Annotated in this window: 19 protein-coding genes; 7 read left to right on the forward strand and 12 right to left on the reverse strand. The window is 63.7% G+C overall.

Going from position 1 to position 22,287, the window contains the following annotated elements:
- Positions 1-7: 7 nt before the first annotated feature.
- The 5 genes from P0D84_RS04235 to P0D84_RS04255 all read left to right on the forward strand — a co-directional run bounded on the left by P0D84_RS04235 (position 8) and on the right by P0D84_RS04255 (position 4,246).
- Positions 8-493, forward strand: coding sequence for a hotdog family protein (locus P0D84_RS04235; RefSeq protein ID WP_408332713.1), 486 nt, complete (start codon positions 8-10; stop codon positions 491-493).
- Entirely contained in the window at positions 490-1,215 is a 726-nt protein-coding gene (locus P0D84_RS04240) for a 3-ketoacyl-ACP reductase FabG2 (RefSeq protein ID WP_408332715.1), read from the forward strand. Before P0D84_RS04235 ends, P0D84_RS04240 begins: the two co-directional genes overlap by 4 nt.
- Entirely contained in the window at positions 1,215-2,441 is a 1,227-nt protein-coding gene (locus P0D84_RS04245; RefSeq protein ID WP_408332717.1) for a beta-ketoacyl-ACP synthase, read from the forward strand. The genes P0D84_RS04240 and P0D84_RS04245 overlap by 1 nt, the downstream gene beginning before the upstream one ends.
- The gene (locus P0D84_RS04250) at positions 2,438-3,667 is read left to right on the forward strand and encodes a beta-ketoacyl synthase N-terminal-like domain-containing protein (RefSeq protein WP_408332719.1); all 1,230 of its coding nucleotides are present in this window, start codon (positions 2,438-2,440) and stop codon (positions 3,665-3,667) included. Before P0D84_RS04245 ends, P0D84_RS04250 begins: the two co-directional genes overlap by 4 nt.
- A 135-nt stretch (positions 3,668-3,802) precedes the next feature.
- Positions 3,803-4,246 carry an excinuclease ABC subunit A gene (locus P0D84_RS04255; protein ID WP_408332720.1) on the forward strand — a complete coding sequence of 148 codons (444 nt, stop codon included), beginning with the start codon at positions 3,803-3,805 and terminating at the stop codon, positions 4,244-4,246.
- Between the two features lie 85 nt (positions 4,247-4,331).
- Here the strand turns inward: P0D84_RS04255 and P0D84_RS04260 are convergent, their stop codons facing one another.
- Positions 4,332-5,060 carry a class I SAM-dependent methyltransferase gene (locus P0D84_RS04260; protein WP_408332722.1) on the reverse strand — a complete coding sequence of 243 codons (729 nt, stop codon included), beginning with the start codon at positions 5,058-5,060 and terminating at the stop codon, positions 4,332-4,334.
- A 157-nt stretch (positions 5,061-5,217) separates the two neighbouring features.
- Here P0D84_RS04260 and P0D84_RS04265 point away from each other — a divergent pair, with 157 nt between their 5' ends.
- Positions 5,218-6,447, forward strand: a complete 1,230-nt coding sequence (locus P0D84_RS04265; protein WP_408332724.1) for an NAD(P)/FAD-dependent oxidoreductase — start codon at positions 5,218-5,220, stop codon at positions 6,445-6,447.
- 110 nt (positions 6,448-6,557) lie between these two features.
- Here the strand turns inward: P0D84_RS04265 and guaD are convergent, their stop codons facing one another.
- The 11 genes from guaD to P0D84_RS04320 all read right to left on the reverse strand — a co-directional run bounded on the left by guaD (position 6,558) and on the right by P0D84_RS04320 (position 20,287).
- Positions 6,558-7,895, reverse strand: coding sequence for a guanine deaminase (gene guaD / locus P0D84_RS04270; protein WP_408332726.1), 1,338 nt, complete (start codon positions 7,893-7,895; stop codon positions 6,558-6,560).
- Positions 7,896-8,002: 107 nt separating this feature from the next.
- Positions 8,003-9,049, reverse strand: a complete 1,047-nt coding sequence (locus P0D84_RS04275; RefSeq protein ID WP_408332728.1) for an adenosine deaminase — start codon at positions 9,047-9,049, stop codon at positions 8,003-8,005.
- A gap of 95 nt (positions 9,050-9,144) precedes the next feature.
- Complete coding sequence (xdhC, locus tag P0D84_RS04280; RefSeq protein WP_408332730.1) at positions 9,145-10,158, reverse strand: xanthine dehydrogenase accessory protein XdhC; 1,014 nt, start codon at positions 10,156-10,158, stop codon at positions 9,145-9,147.
- Between the two features lie 127 nt (positions 10,159-10,285).
- Positions 10,286-12,733: a xanthine dehydrogenase molybdopterin binding subunit gene (gene xdhB, locus P0D84_RS04285; protein WP_408332732.1), complete on the reverse strand. Its 2,448-nt coding sequence runs from the start codon at positions 12,731-12,733 to the stop codon at positions 10,286-10,288.
- Positions 12,733-14,280, reverse strand: coding sequence for a xanthine dehydrogenase small subunit (gene xdhA, locus P0D84_RS04290; RefSeq protein WP_408332734.1), 1,548 nt, complete (start codon positions 14,278-14,280; stop codon positions 12,733-12,735). The genes xdhB and xdhA overlap by 1 nt, the downstream gene beginning before the upstream one ends.
- Positions 14,281-14,828: 548 nt before the next feature.
- Positions 14,829-15,338, reverse strand: a complete 510-nt coding sequence (locus P0D84_RS04295) for a disulfide bond formation protein B (protein ID WP_408332736.1) — start codon at positions 15,336-15,338, stop codon at positions 14,829-14,831.
- A 242-nt stretch (positions 15,339-15,580) separates the two neighbouring features.
- Complete coding sequence (locus P0D84_RS04300; RefSeq protein ID WP_408332738.1) at positions 15,581-16,957, reverse strand: amidase; 1,377 nt, start codon at positions 16,955-16,957, stop codon at positions 15,581-15,583.
- A 164-nt stretch (positions 16,958-17,121) separates the two neighbouring features.
- Positions 17,122-17,802 carry a GntR family transcriptional regulator gene (locus P0D84_RS04305; RefSeq protein WP_408332740.1) on the reverse strand — a complete coding sequence of 227 codons (681 nt, stop codon included), beginning with the start codon at positions 17,800-17,802 and terminating at the stop codon, positions 17,122-17,124.
- 105 nt (positions 17,803-17,907) lie between these two features.
- Positions 17,908-18,231 carry a hypothetical protein gene (locus P0D84_RS04310; RefSeq protein ID WP_408332742.1) on the reverse strand — a complete coding sequence of 108 codons (324 nt, stop codon included), beginning with the start codon at positions 18,229-18,231 and terminating at the stop codon, positions 17,908-17,910.
- A gap of 6 nt (positions 18,232-18,237) precedes the next feature.
- Positions 18,238-19,590 (reverse strand): MFS transporter, encoded by a 1,353-nt coding sequence (locus P0D84_RS04315; protein ID WP_408332744.1) that lies wholly within the window; start codon positions 19,588-19,590, stop codon positions 18,238-18,240.
- 7 nt (positions 19,591-19,597) lie between these two features.
- Positions 19,598-20,287, reverse strand: coding sequence for a DUF2848 domain-containing protein (locus tag P0D84_RS04320; RefSeq protein WP_408339666.1), 690 nt, complete (start codon positions 20,285-20,287; stop codon positions 19,598-19,600).
- 206 nt (positions 20,288-20,493) lie between these two features.
- Between P0D84_RS04320 and P0D84_RS04325 the strand changes: the two genes are divergently transcribed.
- The gene (locus P0D84_RS04325) at positions 20,494-22,251 is read left to right on the forward strand and encodes a cation:proton antiporter (protein ID WP_408332746.1); all 1,758 of its coding nucleotides are present in this window, start codon (positions 20,494-20,496) and stop codon (positions 22,249-22,251) included.
- Positions 22,252-22,287 lie beyond the last annotated feature (36 nt).

Consider the following 22,287-nt stretch of genomic DNA (forward strand, 5'->3'; position numbering starts at 1 on the left):
GCGCGCGATGACTCATACGCTATCCACCGAGGAACTCGTCCAGCAACCGATCGAGGCGATCATCCCGCATCGCGGCACCATGCTGCTGCTCGACGCGGTGAACACGTTCGCGGACGACACACTCAGCGCGCGAGCAACGGTCCACGCCGACGCCTGGTACGCCGACGACGATGGCGCGATGCCCGCCTGGATCGGTATCGAATTGATGGCGCAGGCGATCGCCGCGCACGTCGCGCTGCTGGCGATGCGCGGCGGTGGCAGAGCGCGTCCCGGCGTGCTGCTTGGCTCACGCAGCTACAAAGCTTTGCAACCGTCGTTCGCGAGCGGCGCACAGTTGCTGATCCACGCAACCGAATTGCTGCGTAGCGAAGAAGGCCACGGCGCCTACGAATGCACGATTCACCACGGCGACGTGTGCTGCGCCGAGGCGGTCATCAAGGTCTTTCAGCCGCGTGATTTTCAGTCATTCATTGAAGGGAGTTTCAGTTCATGAGCCGGCGAGTTCTCGTTACCGGCGCAAGCCGCGGCATTGGCCGCGCGATTGCGTACCAGTTGGCCGCCGACGGCTTCACGGTGTCCGTCCATTGCCGCACGGGCCGTACCGAAGCCGAAGCGGTCGCCACGGGTATCGCCGCGCAAGGCGGCACGGCGCGCGTGCTGCAGTTCGACGTGCGCGCGCGCGCCGTGTGCCGCGAAGTGCTCGAAGCGGATGTCGCGGCGCACGGCCCGTACTACGGCATCGTGTGCAGCGCGGGCGTGACCCGCGACGCGGCGTTCCCCGCGCTCACCGAGGAAGACTGGGACATCGTGATCGAAACCGGTCTCGATTCGTTCTACAACGTCGTCCATCCATTGACCATGCCGATGGTGCGCGCGAAGAATGGCGGGCGCATCGTCACCATCGCGTCGGTCTCTGGCGTGATGGGCAATCGCGGCCAGGTCAACTACAGCGCGGCGAAGGCCGGCCTGATCGGTGCGAGCAAGGCGCTCGCCGTCGAACTGGCGACGCGCAACATCACCGTCAATTGCGTCGCGCCGGGTTTGATCGAAACCGGCATGCTCGACGACATGCCGCTCGAGCATGCATTGAAGACGGTGCCGATGAACCGCGTCGGCCAGCCCGCCGAAGTGGCGTCCGTGGTCAGCTTCCTGATGTCGGATGCGGCCTCGTACGTCACGCGTCAGGTGATCGGCGTCAATGGTGGGATGGTGTGATGAAACGCGTCGTCATTACCGGCATGGGGGGCGTCACCGCGTTCGGTGACGACTGGAACGCAATCGAGGCGCGTCTGAAGAGCGGCGTGAACGCCGTGCGCCGGATGCCCGAGTGGGACTACTTCGAGTCGCTGCACACCCGGCTCGCGTGTCCATTGCCGGAATTCACGACGCCCGCGCATTACCCGCGCAAGAAGACCCGCTCGATGGGGCCGGTGTCGATGTACTCAGTGCGCGCAAGCGAACTGGCGCTCGCCGACGCGGGCCTGGCCGATGACGTGCTCATCAAGGACGGCCGCATGGGCGTCGCCTACGGTTCGTCGTCGGGCTCGGTGCAGCCGATTCGCGCGTTCGGCACGATGCTCGAAACCGGCTCGATGAGCGACGTCACGTCGAATAGTTACGTGCAGATGATGCCGCACACCACGGCGGTCAACGTCAGCCTGTTCTGGGATCTGAAAGGGCGGATCATTCCGACCTCGTGCGCATGCGCATCGGGCAGCCAGGCCATCGGCTACGCGTATGAGGCGATCCAGACCGGCAAGCAGACGCTGATGCTGGCGGGCGGCGCGGAAGAAATGTCGGGCCCGGCGGTCGCCGTGTTCGACACGCTGTACGCGACCAGCACACGCAACGACGAGCCGCATCTGACGCCGCGTCCATTCGATGCCGCGCGCGACGGCCTCGTGGTCGGCGAAGGCGCGGCCACCCTGGTGCTCGAGGAGTACGAACACGCGGTGGCGCGCGGCGCGCGGATTCATGCGGAGATCGTCGGCTTCGGCTGCAATTCGGACGGCGCGCACATGACCCAGCCGACCGCCGAAACCATGGCGCGGGCAATGCAGCTCGCTTTGCAAGACGCGCAACTGCCGCCCGAAGCAATCGCCTATGTGAACGCGCACGGCACGTCGACAGACCGTGGCGACATCGCCGAAAGCCATGCGACCGCGCAGACCTTCGGCGCGCGCATGCCGATCAGTTCGCTCAAGAGCTACGTCGGCCATACGCTGGGAGCATGCGGTGCGCTGGAAGCGTGGTGGACCATCGAGATGATGAAGCGCAACTGGTACGCGCCGACCCTCAATCTGGAGAACGTCGATCCGGCCTGCGCACCGCTCGATTACATCATGGGCGCAGGCCGTGAGATCGATGCCGATTATGTGATGAGCAACAACTTTGCGTTCGGCGGCATCAACACGTCGCTGATTTTCAGGCGCGTTCGATGAGCATGGCGCTGCAACGGGTGGTCGTCACCGGCATGGGAATCGTGTCGTGCCTCGGCAATACGCTCGACGAAGTGGCCGCCGCGTTGCGCGCGGGCCGCTCCCGCATCGAGCGGATCGAAGCGTGGCGTGAGCGTGGCTTCGGATCGCAGGTGGCGGGCGTCGCGTCGGTTGCAGAGGAGCGGCCGTTCGAGCGCAAGCTCGAACGCTTCATGGGCGACACCGCGCGCTTTGCGTGCCACGCCGCGAAGAAAGCGATCGACGACGCCGGGCTCGGCCCCGCCGCGTTGCGTTCGCCGCAGGCCGGTACGGTGATCGGCTCGGGCGTCGGCACGATGTCGACTTACGACGTGGCGATGTCGATTGCGAACGCCCGCGGCGTTGATAAAGTGCCGCCGTACACGGTGCCGCATGCGATGAGCAGCACCGCGTCCGCCAACGTCGCGCAGGTGTTCGGACTCGAAGGTGTGAGCTATTCGCCGTCGTCGGCGTGCACGACGTCGGCGCTCGCCATCGGCCAGGCGATGCAGCTGATTCAGACCGGCCGTCAGCAGATCGTACTGGCCGGCGGCAGCGAGTCGCTGCACGACAACATGACGCTGATGTTCGACTCGATGGGGGCGCTGTCGCGCGGCTTCAACGACACGCCGGAGCAGGCCTCGCGCCCCTACGATACGGCGCGCGACGGCTTCGTGATCGCCTCGGGCGGCGGCGTGCTGGTGCTCGAGTCGCTCGATCACGCGTTGGCGCGCGGGGCCCGCATTTACGCCGAGCTGATCGGCTTCGGCGACTGCACGGACAGCGCGGGCATGGTGACGCCGCGTGCGGCCGGCATCGCGCGGGCGATGCGCGGCGCGCTGGGCGAAGCGGGCAGGCGGCCGGACTATATCAACACCCACGCACCGTCAACACCGCTTGGCGATGTCGAGGAGTTACGTGCTTTGGTCGATGTATTTGGCGGCGAAATCCCTGCGTTCTCGTCGACCAAAGGCATGACCGGGCATCCGCTCGGCGCATGCGGCGCGCACGAGGCGATCTACACATTGCTCATGATGCGCGACGGTTTTATCGCGGGGACGCCGGAGATCGAGTCGGCGGAGCCGGCCGTCGACGGCATGCCGCTCGTGCGTACGGCGCGTGACGCGCGCATTGGCACGGTAATGTCGATTTCATACGGGTTCGGCGGGAGTTGCGCAAGCCTGATGTTTGCAATGTGGCAGGGCGGTTGACGCGGTCGTCATTTAAAGAACGAGCAATAGCGTTCCCACAATCGCAGTGAGCGGCCAACTCGTCGTGCTGGAAGTAAATCGAGTCGAATTGGATCTAGAACCCACCAGAGCAACAAAAACCACTAAGGAGTTTCTATGAAACGCAATGTTCTGTTTGCCGCACTGTTCGCTTCGCTCACCACGCTGAGCGCTACTCAAGCTTTCGCCCGTGACACGATCGCCAACTATCCGGTCGATGCGGCGCTGCAAAGCGAACCGGGCAAGGTCAGCGACGACGTCAAGCTGTATTTCGCGGGCCAGTCGCATCCGGCCGTGCTGAAGACGATGGGCAATTTCGCGACCAACAAAAAGACCAACGCCTTCGGCAAGAGCGACCTGCAAGCGTGCCAGCACGTGTTCCTATCGGCCGTGATCGAATTGCAGGATCGCGCGCGCAAGGAAGGCGGCAACGCGGTGATCAACATCAAGAGCAACTACAAGAACGAACTGCGTGAGAGCGCGACGGAGTTCACCTGCGGTGCGGGTGCGGTGGTCGCCGGTGTGGCGTTGACGGGCGATGTGGTGACGCTGCGTAAGTAAGCGCGCATGTAGTTCATGCAAATAAGCACCCAAATAAGCGCGCGTTGATGCACGAGGCGGTGGTGCGCCACCGCCTCGGCAAGATTCAATCTGCCTTGACCGCCGCGACATTGACCAGCGTTTCACGACGCTTGCCAGGTTGCGGATGGGTCAGGCCGATGCGTTCGAGCAGGCCGAAATCTTTCGCGCGACTCCACCAGAGATATGGCAACGAGACGTTGCGCTGGTCGAAACGGAAACCGCCGCGGCGGATCATGTCGAGATAGCCGTCGGCGCTTTTCTGCACGTGCATGGGATGACGGAACAGCAAGCGGATCACCCACGATTTGATGTACGCGTCGGTGGATTCGGCGAACAGCAGGATGCCGCCCGGTTTGAGCACGCGGCGGAACTCGGCGAGCGCGCGGTCCTGCTCGACGAGATGGTGGAAAGTCTGGTGGCAGAACACGATGTCGGCGCTGGCATCGGGCAACGGCAATTGCGCGCAATCGCCGTGCAGCAGTTCGATATCGGCGAGCTTGTCGCGGCACGCGTGGGCTGCATGGGCGGCGAGCGTCAGCGACGGTTCGTGAAAATCGACGCCGACAATGCGGCGCGGTTTGAACGCTTCGGCGAGCAGGTGGAACGAAATGCCTTGTCCGCAGCCGACGTCGACAATCACCGGTGCGGCAGGCAAGGGCGCGTCGATCAGGCGTTTGAGGTCGTTGATCGCGACCCGCAGAACATGATGTTCCCACGTATGGGTACGCAGGAACCAGATCCCGAAGGCCGTTTCCGGCACGAAAGGCACACTGGATGTTTCGGATGGCGACACGCTGGGCTCCCGTCGGAAGATCGCTCTTGCTGGGTGTTATAGCGGGGTGTTCTTGCTGATATCCGCGTAATTGTAACGAGAAGTAAGGATGCAGCCTAACGCTGTTCCGAGCAAGCAAACGATTGAGGCAACCTTGATTACACATTCGTCAAAGCGCATGACCGTCGATGTAGCGATCATCGGCGCGGGTCCGGCAGGCGCGGTCGCGGCGGCGCTCTTGCGCCGGGCGGGCCGCTCGGTGCTGGTGCTGGAGCGCCAACATTTCCCGCGCTTTTCGATCGGCGAGAGTCTGCTGCCGCAGAGCATGGCGTACCTCGAAGAGGCCGGCATGCTGCAGGCCGTGGTCGAGGCCGGTTTCCAGTACAAGAACGGCGCACATTTCATTCACCGCGGCCAGTCGTCGGCGTTCGACTTCCGCGACAAGCATTCGCCGGGTTGGGGCACCACGTATCAGGTCGAGCGCGCGGTGTTCGACGATATTCTGATTCGCTGCGCGGCGCAGCAGGGCGCCGAGGTGCGCTTCGGTCACACGGTCCGCGCGATGCAAACCGGTGAAAATGGCAATAAGCCGGTGCTCGAGGTCATCGATGAAGCGGACCACGCATACGAAGTGGAGGCGCATTTCGTCTTCGACGCGAGCGGCTTCGGCCGCGTGCTGCCGCGCTTGCTGAACCTCGAAGCGCCGACCCGCATGCCGACTCGCGCCGCGATCTTTTCGCACGTGCAGGACGGCATTCCGGCCGGTACGACCGACCGCAACAAGATCTGTGTGGCAACGCATCCGGAACGCCGCGATGTATGGTTCTGGATGATTCCGCTGGCGGGCGGCCGTTCGTCGGTGGGTTGCGTGGCCGAGGCCAGTTTTCTCGATGTGCCGGAAGCCGAACGCGACGCGAAATTGCGCACGCTGATCCAGCAGGAGCCGACGCTCGGGCCGTTGATCGGCAACGCGCCGTTTCTGATGCCGGTGCGTCACATCGGCGGCTACGCGGCGAATGTCGAGCGTTTGCATGGACCGGGCTACGCGTTGCTCGGCAATGCGGGCGAATTTCTCGATCCGGTGTTCTCGTCCGGCGTAACGATTGCATTGCGTTCCGCGCATCTCGCCGTGCAGACGTTGAACCGGCAACTGGACGGCGAGCAGGTCGACTGGTCGGCCGCTTACGACGTGCCGTTGCGCAAGGGAATCGATACGTTCCGCGCGTTCGTCGAACGCTGGTACACGGGTGAACTGCAGGACATCATTTTCTATCCGAACCAGACGCCGTCGATTCGTCGCATGATCAGCGCGGTGCTGGCGGGTTATGCGTGGGATGAGTCGAACCCGTATGTCGCCGATCCGGTAAGGCGGTTGAATGCTTTGCACGAGGTGTGCACGCAGACTTGAGTGGCGCATTGCACGCCATAAGCAAATGAAAACGGCGCTTCCTTCAAGAAGCGCCGTTTTTTAATTCAACCGCCTGAATCAACTCAGGCGTCAGCCGGGCAACCGGAGAATCAAGCCGCGATTTTCGCCGCACGCGGCGCATGCTGACGCACGTCGTCGCGACGATGCACGCGCTTGCCCGCGGCATACGTTTCGTAGATCGCGCGATCGTCGCCGAGCAGCGCGAACGCGAACAGCAGTTCTTCGAGCGACTCGGTGCGCGCGGTACGGCGCGCGAGCAGCGGCGTGGCTTGTGGATCGAGCACGACGAAGTCGGCTTCCGACTTCGGCTTCAACGTGCCGACCTTGTCGGCCAGATCGAGCGCTTCGGCCGCGCCTGCGGTGGCGAGATAGAACATCCGCGTGGCCGTCAGATGATGACCGGTCAGGCGCGCGACCTTGTGCGCTTCGTTCATGGTTTGCAGCATCGAGAACGAGGTGCCGCCACCCACATCGGTGGCCAGCGCGATTGGCATGCCGGCTTCGTCGGCCTTGTCGAAGTCGAACAGGCCGCTGCCGAGGAACAGGTTCGAGGTCGGGCAGTGCGAGGCGACCGTGCCGGTTTGCGCCATGCGCTTGCGGTCTTCCTCGTCGAGATAGATGCAATGGCCGTACACCGCGCGGCGGCGCAGCAGACCGTAGTGGTCGTAAATGTCCAGATAGCTGCGGTGGCCCGGAAACAGATCGGCGACCCATTTCACTTCGTCGGTGTTTTCGGCGACGTGGCTCTGGATGAAGAGGTCCGGATGCTTGCTCGCCAGCACGCCGCAGGCTTCGAGTTGCGCTTCGGTCGAGGTCGGCGCGAAACGCGGCGTGAGCGCGTACATCTGGCGGCCACGATTGTGCCAGCGGCCGATCAACTCGGCGCTGTCGTCGTAACCCGATTGCGCGGTGTCGCGCAGGAACTCCGGGCAATTACGGTCCATCAGCACCTTGCCGGCCACCATGCGCAGATTGCGCGCTTCGCTCTCGGTAAAGAGCGCGTCCGCCGATTCCTTGTGGACCGTGCAATACACGAGCGCGGTGGTCGTGCCGCAAGCCAGCAGTTCTTCGACGAAAAAGCTCGCCGTGTCGCGCGCGTACGCCGGATCGGTGAAGCGGCGCTCGGTCGGAAACGTGTACTCATTGAGCCACGGCAACAAACCCGCCGCCGGCGACGCGATCATGTCGGTCTGCGGATAGTGAATGTGCGTATCGATGAAACCCGGCACGATCAGCTTGTCGCGCATCTCCTGCACCTGGGTGCCCGGCGTGAGTTGCGACGCGAGCGTCGCATACGCGCCCGCTGCGACGACATGGCCGTCTTCGACGATCAGCAGGCCGTCCTCATTGAAGACCGCCGCGTTGGACGATTGCGCGGGATCGCCGTTGAAGGTCAGCAGTTGTGCGCGGTAAGCCGATTGAGTCATGGGTGAAACCGTCTCCGTATTTGTGAGGAGCTAGACAGCGCGGACGGCGGCCCGATTCTGGCTCTGAAACGAACCCGTGCCGCCGCCGGCTGCTATTCATTGGCCCGTCAGTGCGGGCCGCCTGGGTGCCAGTGCGCGTCGAGCTTCGCGATCAGTTCGCTGCGCTGCTCAGGCGTGACGAACGACGCTTCGAAGCTGTTGCGGATGATCGTATAGACCTCGGCATCGTTGAGCTTCAACGCGTCGATGGTGGCGAAATAATTGGCGTTCACATAGCCGCCGAAATAAGCCGGATCGTCGGAGTTCACCGTGACGGCGACGCCGCGATCGAGCAGATCCTTCAGCGTGTGTTTGGTCAGGTCGTCGAACACGCAGAGCTTGAGGTTCGACAGCGGGCACACGGTCAGCGCGACGCGCGAATCGGCGAGACGCGTGACGAGCGCCGGGTCCTCGATGCTGCGCACGCCATGGTCGACGCGGTCCACTTTCAGCAGATCGAGCGCTTCGTAGATATACGACGGCGGCCCTTCTTCGCCGGCATGCGCAACCAGCTTCAGACCGAGCGCACGCGCCTGGGCGAAGACGCGTTCGAACTTCGACGGCGGATGACCGCGTTCCGACGAATCCAGCCCAACGCCGATCAGGCGATGCTTGTATTGCTCGAACAACGGCCGCGCTTCTGCAAACGTGGCGAGCGCATCTTCTTCAGACAGATGGCGCAGGAAACACAGAATCAGCTTGCTTGTCATGCCGCGCTTTTCCGCGTCGGCGAGCGCGCGTTCGATGCCGGCCACGACCGTTGCGATCGGCACGCCGCGCTCCGTATGCGTCTGCGGATCGAAGAAGATTTCGCTGTGAATCACGTTGTCGGCGAGACAGCGTTCGACATACGCCATCGTCATGTCGTAGAAGTCCTGTTCGTGCAGCAGCACGCTCGCGCCGGCGTAATAGATGTCGAGGAACGATTGCAGATCGGTGAACGCGTACGCGGCGCGCAAGGCTTCGATCGAGTCGTAGGCAAGCTTCACGCCGTTGCGTTCGGCGAGCGCGAAGATCAGCTCGGGTTCGAGCGAGCCTTCGATATGGATATGCAACTCGGCCTTCGGTGCGCGAGCGGCTTTCTCTAGCAGTGGGGTCACGGTCGTTGTATTCATGGTCGGTCAGAAGTTCGTTGGAGTCGGTTCGCGCCGGATGCGGAGTGCGGAACAGAATGCAATCGCTTTGGGGCGGCAGGTCGATTGTGCGGCAATCAGACCGTTTGCGCCGCGTGCGCGCCCGCATTCGCCTCCACGGCCTGCAACACCTGGGCGGCCGCCGAGATCGCGATGATCTCCGGCGACTTGTCGACGATACCGTCGACGCCGAGCGGGCACTTCATCCGCGCAATCTGCGACGGATCGATGCCGCGCGCGGCCAGCCGGTGTTCGAACTGCTTGCGCTTGCTGTGCGAGCCGATCATGCCGAAGAACGCGAAATCGCCGCGCCGCAGAATGCGCTCGGCCAACTCGAGATCGAGCGCATGGTTGTGCGTCATCACGATGAAGTACGTGTGCGGCGCGGCCTGGTCGATGGCTTCGTCGGGCGCGTCGTTCGGATCGATTTTCACGTTCGGCGCGTGCAGCGTTTCCACTGGTGGAAACTGTGCGTCGCGTTCGTCGACCCAGCGTACCGTGCACGGCAGCGTGGCGAACACGCGCACCAGCGCCGCGCCCACGTGTCCGGCGCCGAACAGCACGACCCGGAAGTCGCCTGGCGCGATGGTTTCGGTGAGCAGCGCGCCGCTGTCATCGAAACCGGCGCCGTCCCACAGCAGGCAGTCGGAGGCGTCCACACCCGGTTCGGGGTCGGACAGCATCACCGCATCCGGTGCGGGGCCGAATGATACGCTACGCACCGTCGATTGGCCCGCGGCCACGCGTTTCGCAAGCGACGTGATCCAGCCGAGGTCGCCGATGTCGAGCCGCTCGAAGGCCAGAATCACGGCGCCGCCGCAGCATTGGCCGAGGCTGGGCCCCAGCGCGAAACGTTCGAGGCGGCGCATATGCGGCGAGCGCATGCCGTCGCGCAGCACCTGGCGTGCGGTCTCGATGGCCTTCCATTCGAGGTGTCCGCCGCCAATCGTGTGCTTGGCCGAATCGCGCGTGACGATCATCTTGGTGCCGGCTTCGCGGGGCGCCGAACCTTCGACGCGCGCGACCGTCACCAGCACGGCGGCGTCGCCGTGCGCGAGCAGTTGTTGCAGGTCAGGTAGCCAGGCTTGCATCCGGCGGTTCTCCATACGTGGCCGCACGGGGTGTCCGTGCGGCCGGTTGAGTGTGGCGGGACGCGTTCGTGTCGCGTCGGGCCTTTGCTTGATGTTGCTTAACGTTCTTCAACGTTTCGTCACATTGCTAAACAGGGGGGGGGACGGTTGTGGCCGTGACGGCCGCTTCCGTTGGCTGTTCCGCTGGTTGTTCTGTAGTGGGTTGCATCGTCGTCCCAGGCGATTGCAACGCGTCCAGCGCATCGAGAATCGCTTCGGGCGTCGCCGGCGCGCGCAACGCGGGCGCATGTTCCGCGCCCGGCACCGCAGCCGCAACCGCGTCACGAATCGCGAGGAACACCGAGAACGGCAGCAGCAGAGGCGGCTCGCCCACGGCCTTCGAATGGAACACGGTCGGCTCGGCGTTCTGATTCTGATAGAGCTGGACATTGAACGCCGCGGGCGTATCGCTCACAGCAGGAATCTTGTACGTCGACGGTGCGTGCGTCATCAGGCGACCATCGCGGTTCCACCACAATTCTTCCGTGGTGAGCCAGCCCATGCCCTGAATGAAACCGCCTTCCACCTGGCCGATATCGATCGCCGGATTGATCGAATGACCGGCGTCGTGCAACACGTCCGCGCGCACCAGTTTCCATTCGCCGGTCAGCGTGTCGATCACCGCTTCCGACACCGCCGCGCCGTACGCAAAGTAGTAAAACGGGTGACCGGTCAGCGTTTTCGCATCCCAATGCACTTTCGGCGTCGTATAGAAACCATCCGACCACAACTGCACGCGGGCCAGATACGCTGCGCCGACCAGTTGTTCGAACGGCATCGCACCGCCGTTCACCGATACTTCACCATGGGCGAATTCCACCGCGTCGGCGGTGCCGCCGAGTTGTTTTGCGACCAGTTCAGCAAGCCTGTCGCGAATGGTCCGCGCGGCGGCTTCGGCGGCTTTGCCGTTCAGGTCGCTGCCGGTGGAGGCGGCGGTCGCCGAGGTGTTGGCGATCTTCGACGTATCGGTCGCTGTCACGCGCACGCGCGAAAGCGGCAAGCCGAACTGATTAGCGACGACTTGCGCGACTTTCGTATTGAGCCCCTGGCCCATTTCGGTACCGCCATGATTGACGAGCACCGAACCATCTTTGTACACGTGCACCAGCGCGCCAGCCTGATTCAGGAAGGGCACGTTGAACGAAATGCCGAACTTCACCGGCGAGAACCCGAGGCCGCGTTTGAGCACTGGACTTTTCGCATTGAACGCGGCGATTGCTGCGCGGCGCGCGCGATAGTCGCTGGTTTTTAGCAACGCGTCGGTGAGCGGCGCGATGATGTTGTCTTCGACGCGTTGTCCGTACGGCGTCGTGTCGCGCTCGCCGATGCCGTAGTAATTCGCGAGGCGCACGTCGAGCGGATCACACTTCAATTGACGCGCGATGCTGTCGAGCATCACTTCCATCACCAGCGCGCCTTGCGGACCGCCGAAACCGCGAAACGCGGTGTTCGATTGCGTGTTCGTCTTGCAACACAGCGCGACGATGTCGACGTCGGACAGGTAGTACGCGTTGTCGAAGTGACAGACCGCGCGAGTCGCGACCGCGCCCGAAAGGTCGGCGGAATAGCCGGCACGTAAGGCGATCTCCACGCGCGCGCCGAGGATGCGGCCACTATCGTCAAAGCCCGCTTCATACTCGTAAACCGCGTCGTGGCGCTTGCCGGTGATCATGAAATCGTCGTCACGATCGGCACGTAGTTTGACCGGGCGGTGCAGCAGTTTCGCCGCCAACGACGCCACGCATGCGAACACCGCCGATTGCGATTCCTTGCCGCCGAATCCACCACCCATGCGCCGGCATTCGCACACGACGCTATGCGCCGGCCAGCCGAGCATATGCGCGACCACCTGCTGCATTTCGCTCGGATGCTGTGTCGAACTGTAGACCAGCATGCTGTCCATTTCCTTCGGCACGGCATACGCGATCTGGCCTTCGAGATAAAACTGTTCCTGGCCGCCGACTTCGAACGTGCCGCGGATTTTATGCGGCGCGGCGGCGATCTTCGCGTCGGGCTCGCCGCGTTTCAGATGCAGCGGCGGCAGGACGAACTGCTTGCGGGCCTTCGCTTCGGCTGGCGTGAGGATGACTTCGAGCGGCTCGTATCGCACGACGTCATCGCTCTTGGCGAGCGCTGCGGCGCGGCGCGCGAGCTCATGACTTTCGGCAATCACCGCGAACACCGGTTGGCCGAGGTACAGCACTTCATCTACTGCGAGAATCGGATCGTCGTGCAGCACCGGGCCGCAATTGTTCTCGCCGGGGATATCTTCAGCGGTCAGCACCGCGATCACGCCGGGCGCTTTTCTGACGGCATCCAGATCGATCGACACGATGCGGGCATGCGCATGACGCGACAACCCGAGCGCCGCGTGCAGCGTGCCTTGCAATTCGGGGACGTCGTCGGTGTAAGTGGCTTCGCCGCTCACATGCAGCGCGGCGGATTCGTGCGGCAACGACACACCAATCGCCGCCTCGCTCTCCTGAACGGCGGCGTGCTTTGCAGCATGTTCGACGAAAGCATCGGTCCGGTTCATCACGACGACTCCTTCGCAACGGCCGCGTCCGGCGTGCCGGCTTCGTACGCGAACGCATTCACGTCGAAGAGGGCGAGCGGCGCGTCATCGCGCGTTTCGAGGTGGAAGCGCCACAGGAGGTTGCGCGCCACCTTCAGTCGATAGGCGCTCGAGGCGCGCATGTCGGTGAGCGGCTGGAAGTCGGCGACGAGTGCGTTCATCGCTTGCCGCGCGGTGCTTTCGTTCCATGTTGCGCCGTTCAGCGTGGCCTCGGTTTGCGCGGCGCGTTTGGGCGTCGCGGCCATGCCGCCGAACGCGATGCGGGCTTCCCTGACCGCACCGTTTTCACCGATGTGCAGCGCAAACGCGGCGCATACGGCCGAGATGTCCTGGTCGTAGCGCTTCGACACCTTGTACGTGCGAAAGCGCAGATCCCGCGCCGGACGCGGCACGCGCAGCGCCGCAGCGAATTCGCCCGCCGCGAGCGCGGTTTTCTGATAGCCGAGGTAGAAGGCGTCGAGTTGCAGGGTGCGGGTTTTCGGACCGTGACGCAGCACGACTTCGGCGCCGAGCGCGAGCAGCGCAGGCATCGAATCGCCGATCGGCGAGCCGTTCGCGACGTTGCCGCCGAGCGTGCCGGCATTGCGGATCGGCAGCGACGCGAAGCGTGTCCACAACTCCGCCAGTTCGGGGTAGTCGACGGCGAGTGCCGCGTACGCGTCTTCGAGCGTGACGGCGGCGCCGATTGTCAGCGTCTGCGCATCGCGTTCGATCGTCTTCAATTCGGCGACGTTGCCGATGTACAGGATGTCGCCGAGATCGCGGAACTGCTTGGTGACCCACAGGCCGACGTCGGTGCTGCCCGCCAGCAGGCGCGCTTGCGGATGCTCGGCGCGCAGTCTGGCGAACGCCTCGAGCGTGACCGGTGCATGGAAGGTGGGCGAGCCGAAGGCGGCGCCGCGCGTGTCGGGCGCGCTGTATTCGAACGTGTCGTGACGTTGGATCTCGCGCAGCTTGTCGGCGACCGCCTTGCGGTCCAGCGTCACGCGCGGGTATTGCGGGTAGTCGAACATCTTCTGCGATGCATCGACAATCGGCCGGTAGCCAGTGCAGCGGCACAAATTGCCGGACAGCGCGGCGTTGATTTCATCGCGGGTGGGCAGGCCGGCGGCGGCCGGCTGGTTTTCGTACAGCGCCCACATCGACATCACGAAGCCGGGCGTGCAGAACCCGCATTGCGAGCCATGGCAATCGACCATGGCCTGTTGCACGGGATGCAAGGCGCCGTCCGCGGCGCGCAGGTCTTCGACCGTGAAGAGGGCTTTGCCGTCCAGCGTCGGCAGGAACTGGATACAGGCGTTGACCGCTTTCAGCGCGAGTCCGCCTTGCGGATCCAGCTCGCCGATGACCACCGTGCAGGCGCCGCAGTCGCCTTCCGCGCAGCCTTCCTTGGTGCCCGTGCAATGCAAATATTCGCGCAGGTACTGAAGCACGGTGCGCGACGCCGGGACGCCCGCGACCTCACGGACGGACTCCTGGTGATAAAAGCGGATGGTTTGCGTTGTCATGGCGAATCCGAAAGACAGTGCGGACCGGGCGCGCGTTACGCATGGGGTCGCGCCAAAGCCGGCCTCGCGCACGTAGATCGCCATCCAGTTCCGAAGATAGCACTACCTTGTCCCGAAAAGATTTCCCAACTCGCATGAAGCTTATTCGGACGTGGTCATGTGATAAGTACGATTCGCGCCGTGCCGGGAAGTTGCGTGAGGAGGGACGGATTGGGGAAAACCAGGCGGGGCGGGATGGAGCGGGGGCTGGGAACGACTCAGGGCGATGTTGCGGCGCACAAGGTGTTGCAAGAAGGACGCGGCTCAGACTCGGCATTTACGCTCGTCAGGTCGCGTCTTCTTATCGCAAAAGCGATGCACGGCGCCGGCTGCAGGCTATGGGAGGCTTGCGATAGCCGAATCCACGGGGCCGGAGTGGAAATGAAAACGCCGGCCTTCGAGCCGCCGTAAAGGACGGTGCAAAGGCCGGCGCGAAGCCAGTCACCTCAATCGGACAGCTCGATCAGGCGAACCGGCGGCGATTCTCAACCTCACTCGGAACAGCGCAATCAGGCGAACCGGCGGCGATTCTTAACCAGGCTCAGCGCCAGCGGGACGAAAGCCACGACGAAACCAACCAGCGACCAGGTGGGCAGCGAAAGCCCCAGAATCGGCGGATAGGCCGTTTCGCAAAGGCCGGCGACCTTGAAAACGCCCGGCAGCCAATGCGCGGGCGGCAAGCTGTCCACCACGGGCTGCAGCGCGTCGAAGCCGCAGCTGAAGCCGGGATTCGCCTGAACATACACGTGCCGCGCGGCGGTCACGATGCCGCCCAGGGCCGACAGGGCCGCCAGCACTTCCAGCAGCCGCACGCCGCGCCAGCTGTTGAAGCGCGCCCCGAGGAACGCAAAAATCGCGATCAGCAGGAAGAAGTAGCGCTGGATGATGCACAACGGGCACGGGTCTTCATGCAACCCGTATTGCATATACAACGCGCCGGCGACGAGGCCGACGCAGATCAGGCCAAGCAGAACCAGCAGGGAGCGCTCGCGGCGCAGCATTGCATTGTCGTTATTCATGGATCGTGTGGCTGTCTGGAAACAGAAAGGGCAGGTGCTCGCGATTCTAGCGCGAACCCCCGCCCCGGCGCTTATCGCGCTTTTAAGTCGCAAGCATGGTCAAGCTATTGCATGGTTGGCGTGTGTCTGTTGCTTGGTTGCCGCATAGTTGCCACCCGCCTGTCGTGTGGTTGCCTCTGATTTGCCACTTAGTCACCGTTCATGCGCCGATCAGTTCGCCACGCCGCAACCGTCGTTCCCAATCAGCGAATCGCGTTGAGCACCGCTTCGGCGGCGCGGCCGATCGCCAGCAAGGCGTCGTCGGCGTGTGGCGCGCCTGCCAGCATCAGGCCGACCGGCGCGTCGCCGCGCAAATGGCAAGGCAGCGACAGCGCGCAGGTGTCGAGGAAGTTGAATACGCTGGGATTGCGCAGGATCAGCGCGTTGGTGCGGCCAAAGGCGTCGTCGTCGATCAGATCGGCCACCCGCGGCGGCACGACCGGTACGGTCGGCGCGACCACCGCGTCGAAGCGCTGCCACAGCGTGCGCGCGGCTTCATCAAGCATGGCCTGGCGTTCGGCGACCAGGTCCAGATAGTCGGCGGCGCTGGCGGGTTGGCCTTTCAGGATGCGCACCAGCACGCGCGGATCGTACTGCTCGCGGTGCTTCTCCAGCAGCGGACGGTGCCATGCATACGCTTCGATCGGCGAAAAGCCGAAGCGGTTGATCTCGGGCAAACGGTCGAGCGGCGCGAAACGCACTTCGCTGACGATCGCACCGGCTGCTTCGAGGTGCTTGAGCGCCGTGTCGATCGCGGCAGCGACCGCCGGTTCGACGCCGTCCGTCACGAAATTGGTCAGGACGCCAAGGCGCACGCCCTCGAGCGGCCGGCGTGCCGGGATACGCGGTTCCAGCCCGGCCAGCATCCGGTCGACCAGCGCGCAGCACGCCACCGAGACACCGATCGGCCCGAACGAGTCGAGTGTCGGAGAGAGCGGCACGCCGCCTTGTTTCGGGATGCGGTCGGCGGTCGGCTTGAAGCCGGTCAGGCCGCACAGCGCCGCCGGAATGCGGATCGAACCACCGGTGTCGGTACCGAGCGCGATGGCCGCCATGCCGTCCGCGACCGAGGCCGCCGCACCCGACGACGAACCGCCCGAAATCCGCTCGTCGCCCTTCACGCCGCGCCGGTACGGCGACAGCGGATGCCCGTAGTGCGGGTTCAGGCCCAGTCCGGAAAACGCGAACTCGCTCATGTTGGTGCGCCCGACAATCACCGCGCCCGCCCGTTTCAGGCGCGCGACTGCGACGGCGTCCGCCTTGGCGGGCGGCGCATCGGCGAGCACCACGGAACCGGCGCGCGTCGGCTGGCCTTCGATATCGAACAGATCCTTGACCGACACCGGAATCCCGGCGAGCGGCGAGAGGACGGTGCCGGCGGCGCGCAGGCGGTCGTGCGCATCGGCGGCGGCGCGAGCGCTGTCGGCGTCGACGTGCATGAAGGCAACCGCCCCCTGGCCGGCCGGATCGGCAATCCGTTCGAGCGCGGTTTCGACGAGCGCGCGGCTCGTGGTGCGGCCGGCGGCGAGGTCGGCGGCAAGCTGGGCTAGCGGCGGGAAGGGCGTGAATTCAGTGGCCATGGTGTCGGTGTCTGGAAGAATCCGGTTGAACAGAGCGAAGCCGGTTAAAGGCGATTAACTGTGGAAGATTACGCGTTCGATGAGTTGCGTTGGCTGAGAGGCGGTCGATAAGTTGCGTTGGCTCAGATGCGGTCGATCAGGGGCATTGGCTCAAATGCGGCCGGTCAAATGCGGTTGAACAGCGTCGCGCGGAACGCTTCGATATGTTTTTGCACCGATTGCCGCGCGCCTTCGGCATCGCGTTCGCGCAGCAGGCGAAACAGCTCCAGATGTTCTTCGTGCACGTCTTCGAGATGATGCGGCTCGGACAGCGAAATGAACCAGAAGCGCAGCGAGCGTTCATGCAGCCCGCGCAGAATGTCGGCCAGCACCGGATTGCGCGACGCCGCCGAAATCGCCAGATGAAATTCGCGGTCGATATCCATCATGCCTTCGATATCGTGCGCGGCCGCGCATACCGACGAGCGGTCGAGGAGTGCCTGCATCGCCTCGAAATCGTGCTGCTGCGCGTGGCGCGCGGCCAGCTCGACGCAGTAGCTTTCGTTGACGAGCCGCACGTCGATGATCGCCAGCACATCGTCGAGCGAAACCGGGCGAACCATGATGCCCTTTCTCGGCATGATGGTGAGCATGCCTTCGTGCACCAGCCGGTGCAGCGCCTGATGCACCGGCGTTCTGCCGATGCCGGTCAGCACCATCAATTCGGCTTCGTTGAGCACCTCGCTTGGACGCAAGCGCATCGTAATGATCTCGCGCTTGACGAACGCATAGGCTTGTTCGGCGAGACTCGCTGTGGAGGTCTCGCGAGGGGCACTGGAACGGCGGGCAGTCTGCAAAAGCGTCATGTGAAGAGGAAGCGGGCGGTGTCGTCCGCATTGTAGAGCAAGGTTTTGTGCGGACGACGTGTGGCGGACGGTTGCTCACCGGACGCTGTCCGTGCGCAATGGCAACTAGGCAATCACGCAAGCAGGCAACCACGCAATCACAGCAACTACGGCAATCACAGCAACTACGGCAATCACAGCAACTACGGCAATCACAGCAACTACGGCAATCACAGCAACTACGGCAATCACAGCAACTACGGCAATCACAGCAACTACGGCAACCACAGCAACTACGGCAACCACAGCAACCACAGCAACCACAGCAACCACAGCAACCACAGCAACCACAGCAACCACAGCAACCACAGCAACCACAGCAACTACGGCAACCACAGCGACTACGGCAACCACAGCGACTACGGCAACCACAGCGACTACGGCAACCACTGCAAATCAGGCGCTGCTAGGCGTCACCGCCCCAGCGTGCTGCACATTCACACGCGGCATCATCAACGTGACCAACCCGCCGACGATCAACGCGCCCGCGATCAGCACCAGCCCGAACGTCACGCTATGCGTCGCATCCTTGACGATGCCAAGCACATACGGGCTCACATACCCGGCCAGGTTCGCAATCGAGTTGATCACGGCAATGCCGGCGACGGCCGCGGTGCCCTGCAGGAACGTGGTGGACATCGACCAGAAAATGCCGAAGCCCGCCAGAATGCCGATGTACGCGATCGACAAACCGGTAACGGCGAACGGAATCGAATTGGTAACCGAGGCGCTGCCGAGCAAACCCGCCGCGCCAATGAAGCAGCACACGGCATAGTGCCAGCGCCGTTCGCCGGTGATATCCGACGAGCGGCCGATCAGGATCATGCCGATGCCCGCCGCCAGATAAGGAATCGCGGTAACAAAGCCGTTCGTGACGAGATTGGTGACGCCGAGGTCCTTGACGATCTGCGGCAGCCAGAACGAGAAGCCCGCGTTGCCGGTGACGAGGCAAAAGTAGATCAGCGTCAGGAGCCAGAAGCGGCCCGAGCGCAAGGCAACCGCGAGGCTGTGTTCAGCGCCGGCCGCCGCTGCCGCGGAGTTTTCGCGCGACAGCCGGCCGAGGATCACGCGCTTTTCGTCGTCGGTGAGCCAGGCGGCTTCGGCGGGCGTGTTGCGCAACACGGCGAGCGCCCAGAACCCGGCGAGAATCGACGGAATGCCTTCGATGAGGAACATCCACTGCCAGCCGCGCAAGCCGTGCGCTTCATGCAGCGCCGACATCAGAAAGCCCGACAATGGCGCGCCGATGATGCCCGCCACCGGAATCGCCGCCATGAACACGGCGACCATCCGCGCGCGCCGGTCGGACGGAAACCAGAAGGTCAGATACAGCACCACGCCCGGCACCAGCCCGGCCTCGGCGACGCCGAGGAAAAAGCGCAGCACGTAGAACATCGTTTCCGAGCGCACGAACATCATCAGACACGACAGCAGTCCCCACAGCATCGTGATGCGGGCGATGGTGGCGCGCGCGCCGAACTTCTTCAGCAGCAGATTGCTCGGCACTTCGAAGACGAAATAGCCAAAGAAAAAAATCCCCGCACCGAGTCCGTACGCCGCGTTCGAGAGGCCGAGGTCGCCGGTGAACTGCAGCTTCGCATAACCGATGTTGACCCGGTCCAGGTACGACAGCACATAGACGAGAAACAGGAACGGCATGATGCGCCAGGTGATCTTGCGCAGCGCGGCGGCTTCGAGCCACGCGTCGGAAGACGCGTCGGCGTTGGCGGAGAGCGAAGGGGGAATCATGCGTGCCTCATTCGACGATAGGTAGCGCGTGTACGCGGTAGGCGTGGCGCAGCGTGCGGTTCAGGATGGGGTCGTGCAGTTCGAGTTCGAGCGCGTCGCCGTCGGCCATGCCGACGATCCCGCCTTGTACAGCCAGCGTGCCGCAGAACATCGCGGCGCCCTCGGCGACGGGCGCGCGCTCCAGCAGATCCGCTGCCGGCAGCAGCGAGGCGACGCTGCCTTGCTGATAAATGCGCCGCTCGCCGTTGTTTGTCACAGCGAAGGCGCGCAGTTCAAGCTGATCCCAGTGACCGGCGACATCGTCGAAACGCCAGGCGTCGCGGGCGACCGGTTTCGGGCAGACCTGCTTGGACACGGTGACGCCGTAAGCCTCGACTTCGCGGTCGGTATGGTCGGAGCCGACGGTGACGAGCAATCCCACCTTCGAGCGCACCAGCACGCACTCCGCTTCGCCGCTGGATTTCACGCCGACCACGTCGATCTGCCCGGCCTGCGTCAGCAGCTCGGCGCCGAGGCGGTAGAAGCAGGGTGTGGTCGACGGCCGCTTCACGCCGAGTTCGGCCAGTTCGGCGATGTGATGCTCGATCGCCGCCTGGTCGCGCCCGGCCCAGCCGGCGATCGTCAGACGATTCACTTCGACGATATCGGCGCGACTGTCGCCGGAACGATCTACAACATTGAAGGACACCTGCTGCATCACTCGACTCCCAAGAAAATATGCAGCAAATATTATTGTGATATTTCACAGGTGTCCAGCGTGTCAAAAAGTTTCGGCTGGGCCTTAAGACGTGCGGCTTGTGCTCCAGCCAATTCCACGCCCTTTCGACGTTTGCGGATTCGGCGCGTCACCCCCGTGCGTTACACTGCGTTTTTGAGACATTACTTTTTGTAAGGTAAGCATTCATGTATCACGGCATCGGCTTCATTCAGGATCTGGCGGTCGTGATGGCGCTCGCCGGCGTCGTCACCGTGCTGTTCCATCGCCTGAAACAGCCGGTGGTGTTGGGCTACATCGCCGCGGGCGTGATCATCGGGCCGTACACGCCACCGTTCCAGCTGATCCACGACGAGCAGACCATCCAGACGCTCGGCGAACTTGGGGTGGTGTTCCTGATGTTTTCGCTCGGGCTCGAATTCAGCCTGCGCAAGCTGTTCAAAGTGGGCGCGACGGCGATCGTCGCGGCGCTTTCCGAGATCGTGCTGATGCTGTGGATCGGTTACGAGATCGGCAGCGCGTTCGGCTGGAGTTCGATGGACTCGCTGTTCCTCGGCGCGATTCTCGCGATCTCGTCGACGACCATCATCGTCAAGGCGCTGTCCGAGTTGGGCCTGAAGCGCGAGAGCTTTGCGCAACTGGTGTTCGGGATTCTGATCGTCGAAGACATTCTCGCCATCGCGATGCTCGTGCTGCTCACCGGCATTGCGCAGACAGGCGAGTTGAGCGCGGGTGTCGCCGTGGTGACGCTCGGCAAGCTGCTGCTCTTCATGACGGTGTCGCTGGTGGTCGGCATTCTGGTCGTGCCGCGTGCGTTGAACTACGTGGCCCGCGCCAGGAGCGACGAAATGCTGCTGGTGTCGGTGCTCGGCTTCTGCTTCGGCTTCTGTCTGCTGGTGGTGAAGCTCGATTACAGCATTGCGCTCGGCGCGTTCCTGATCGGCGCGATCATGGCCGAGTCGCGCCATCTGCATCGGATCGAGCATCTGATCGCGCCGCTGCGCGACGCCTTCTCCGCGATCTTCTTCGTGACGATCGGCTTGATGCTGAACCCGGCCGTGCTGGTCGACTACGCGTGGCCGATCGCGGTGATCACGGTGGCGGTGATCGTCGGCAAGATCGTTTCGTGCGGACTCGGCACGTTTCTGGCCGGCAAGGATGGGCGCACGGCGATGCGGGTCGGCATGACCGTTTCGCAGATCGGCGAGTTCTCGTTCATCATCGCGTCGCTCGGCTTGACCTTGAAGGTGACGAGCGCGTTTCTGTATCCGATCGCGGTGGCTGTCTCCGCCTTGACCACGCTTTTCACGCCCTACCTGATTCGCGCCGCCGACCCGCTGACGCAGCGTCTTGGTCAGGCGATGCCACGCACGCTCGCTAACGGCTTCGGTATGTACGGGCAGTGGCTGCGCAGCCTGAGCACCGAAACCGGTGAACCGACGCTGTTCAGCATGACGCGGCGGATCATTTTGCAGATCGCCGTCAATCTCGCGCTGGTCGCGGCGATTTTTCTGATCGTATCGTATAGCGCGCCGTACAGCAGCACCTGGCTCGCGCACTGGATAAGTTCCGAGCCGATGCGGCGCGTGGTGCTGTGGAGTATCGCGCTGGTGCTGTCGATGCCGTTTCTGGTGGCGGTCTATCGCAAGACCAAGTCGCTTGCGCTATTGCTCGCCGAGGTGAGCGTGCAGCCGGCGACAGCGGGACGCTTCACCAGTGCAATCCGTTACGCGATTTCCGACCTGGTGCCGGTGGTTTCGATGGTTGGCGTGTTTTTGCTGGTCGCGGCGCTCTCCGGCAGCATCTTGCCGCCGACGGGCCTCCTGACCGTGGTGCTGATCTGCGCCGCGGTGTTGCTGGCGTTGGTCTGGCGCTGGTGCGTGAAAATCCACGCGGCGATGCAGATCGCCCTGCGCGAAACTTTCGAAGAACAACCGGATCCCTAAGTTTGACGGCGCTGTGCCTTGAGCCGCAACAATGTG

Source organism: Paraburkholderia sp. RL17-337-BIB-A, from assembly GCF_046025895.1.
GTDB lineage: Bacteria > Pseudomonadota > Gammaproteobacteria > Burkholderiales > Burkholderiaceae > Paraburkholderia > Paraburkholderia fungorum_C.

Bases quoted from the DNA above. Each gene is read 5' to 3' on its own strand.
- xdhB (WP_408332732.1), bottom strand. From the start codon at position 12,733: ATGAACCGGACCGATGCTTTCGTCGAACATGCTGCAAAGCACGCCGCC.
- P0D84_RS04245 (WP_408332717.1), top strand. From the start codon at position 1,215: ATGAAACGCGTCGTCATTACCGGCATGGGGGGCGTCACCGCGTTCGGT.
- P0D84_RS04265 (WP_408332724.1), top strand. From the start codon at position 5,218: ATGACCGTCGATGTAGCGATCATCGGCGCGGGTCCGGCAGGCGCGGTC.
- P0D84_RS04275 (WP_408332728.1), bottom strand. From the start codon at position 9,049: ATGAATACAACGACCGTGACCCCACTGCTAGAGAAAGCCGCTCGCGCA.
- P0D84_RS04255 (WP_408332720.1), top strand. From the start codon at position 3,803: ATGAAACGCAATGTTCTGTTTGCCGCACTGTTCGCTTCGCTCACCACG.
- P0D84_RS04325 (WP_408332746.1), top strand. From the start codon at position 20,494: ATGTATCACGGCATCGGCTTCATTCAGGATCTGGCGGTCGTGATGGCG.
- xdhC (WP_408332730.1), bottom strand. From the start codon at position 10,158: ATGCAAGCCTGGCTACCTGACCTGCAACAACTGCTCGCGCACGGCGAC.
- P0D84_RS04235 (WP_408332713.1), top strand. From the start codon at position 8: ATGACTCATACGCTATCCACCGAGGAACTCGTCCAGCAACCGATCGAG.
- P0D84_RS04295 (WP_408332736.1), bottom strand. From the start codon at position 15,338: ATGAATAACGACAATGCAATGCTGCGCCGCGAGCGCTCCCTGCTGGTT.
- P0D84_RS04305 (WP_408332740.1), bottom strand. From the start codon at position 17,802: ATGACGCTTTTGCAGACTGCCCGCCGTTCCAGTGCCCCTCGCGAGACC.
- guaD (WP_408332726.1), bottom strand. From the start codon at position 7,895: ATGACTCAATCGGCTTACCGCGCACAACTGCTGACCTTCAACGGCGAT.
- P0D84_RS04240 (WP_408332715.1), top strand. From the start codon at position 490: ATGAGCCGGCGAGTTCTCGTTACCGGCGCAAGCCGCGGCATTGGCCGC.
- xdhA (WP_408332734.1), bottom strand. From the start codon at position 14,280: ATGACAACGCAAACCATCCGCTTTTATCACCAGGAGTCCGTCCGTGAG.
- P0D84_RS04315 (WP_408332744.1), bottom strand. From the start codon at position 19,590: ATGATTCCCCCTTCGCTCTCCGCCAACGCCGACGCGTCTTCCGACGCG.
- P0D84_RS04320 (WP_408339666.1), bottom strand. From the start codon at position 20,287: ATGCAGCAGGTGTCCTTCAATGTTGTAGATCGTTCCGGCGACAGTCGC.
- P0D84_RS04250 (WP_408332719.1), top strand. From the start codon at position 2,438: ATGAGCATGGCGCTGCAACGGGTGGTCGTCACCGGCATGGGAATCGTG.
- P0D84_RS04300 (WP_408332738.1), bottom strand. From the start codon at position 16,957: ATGGCCACTGAATTCACGCCCTTCCCGCCGCTAGCCCAGCTTGCCGCC.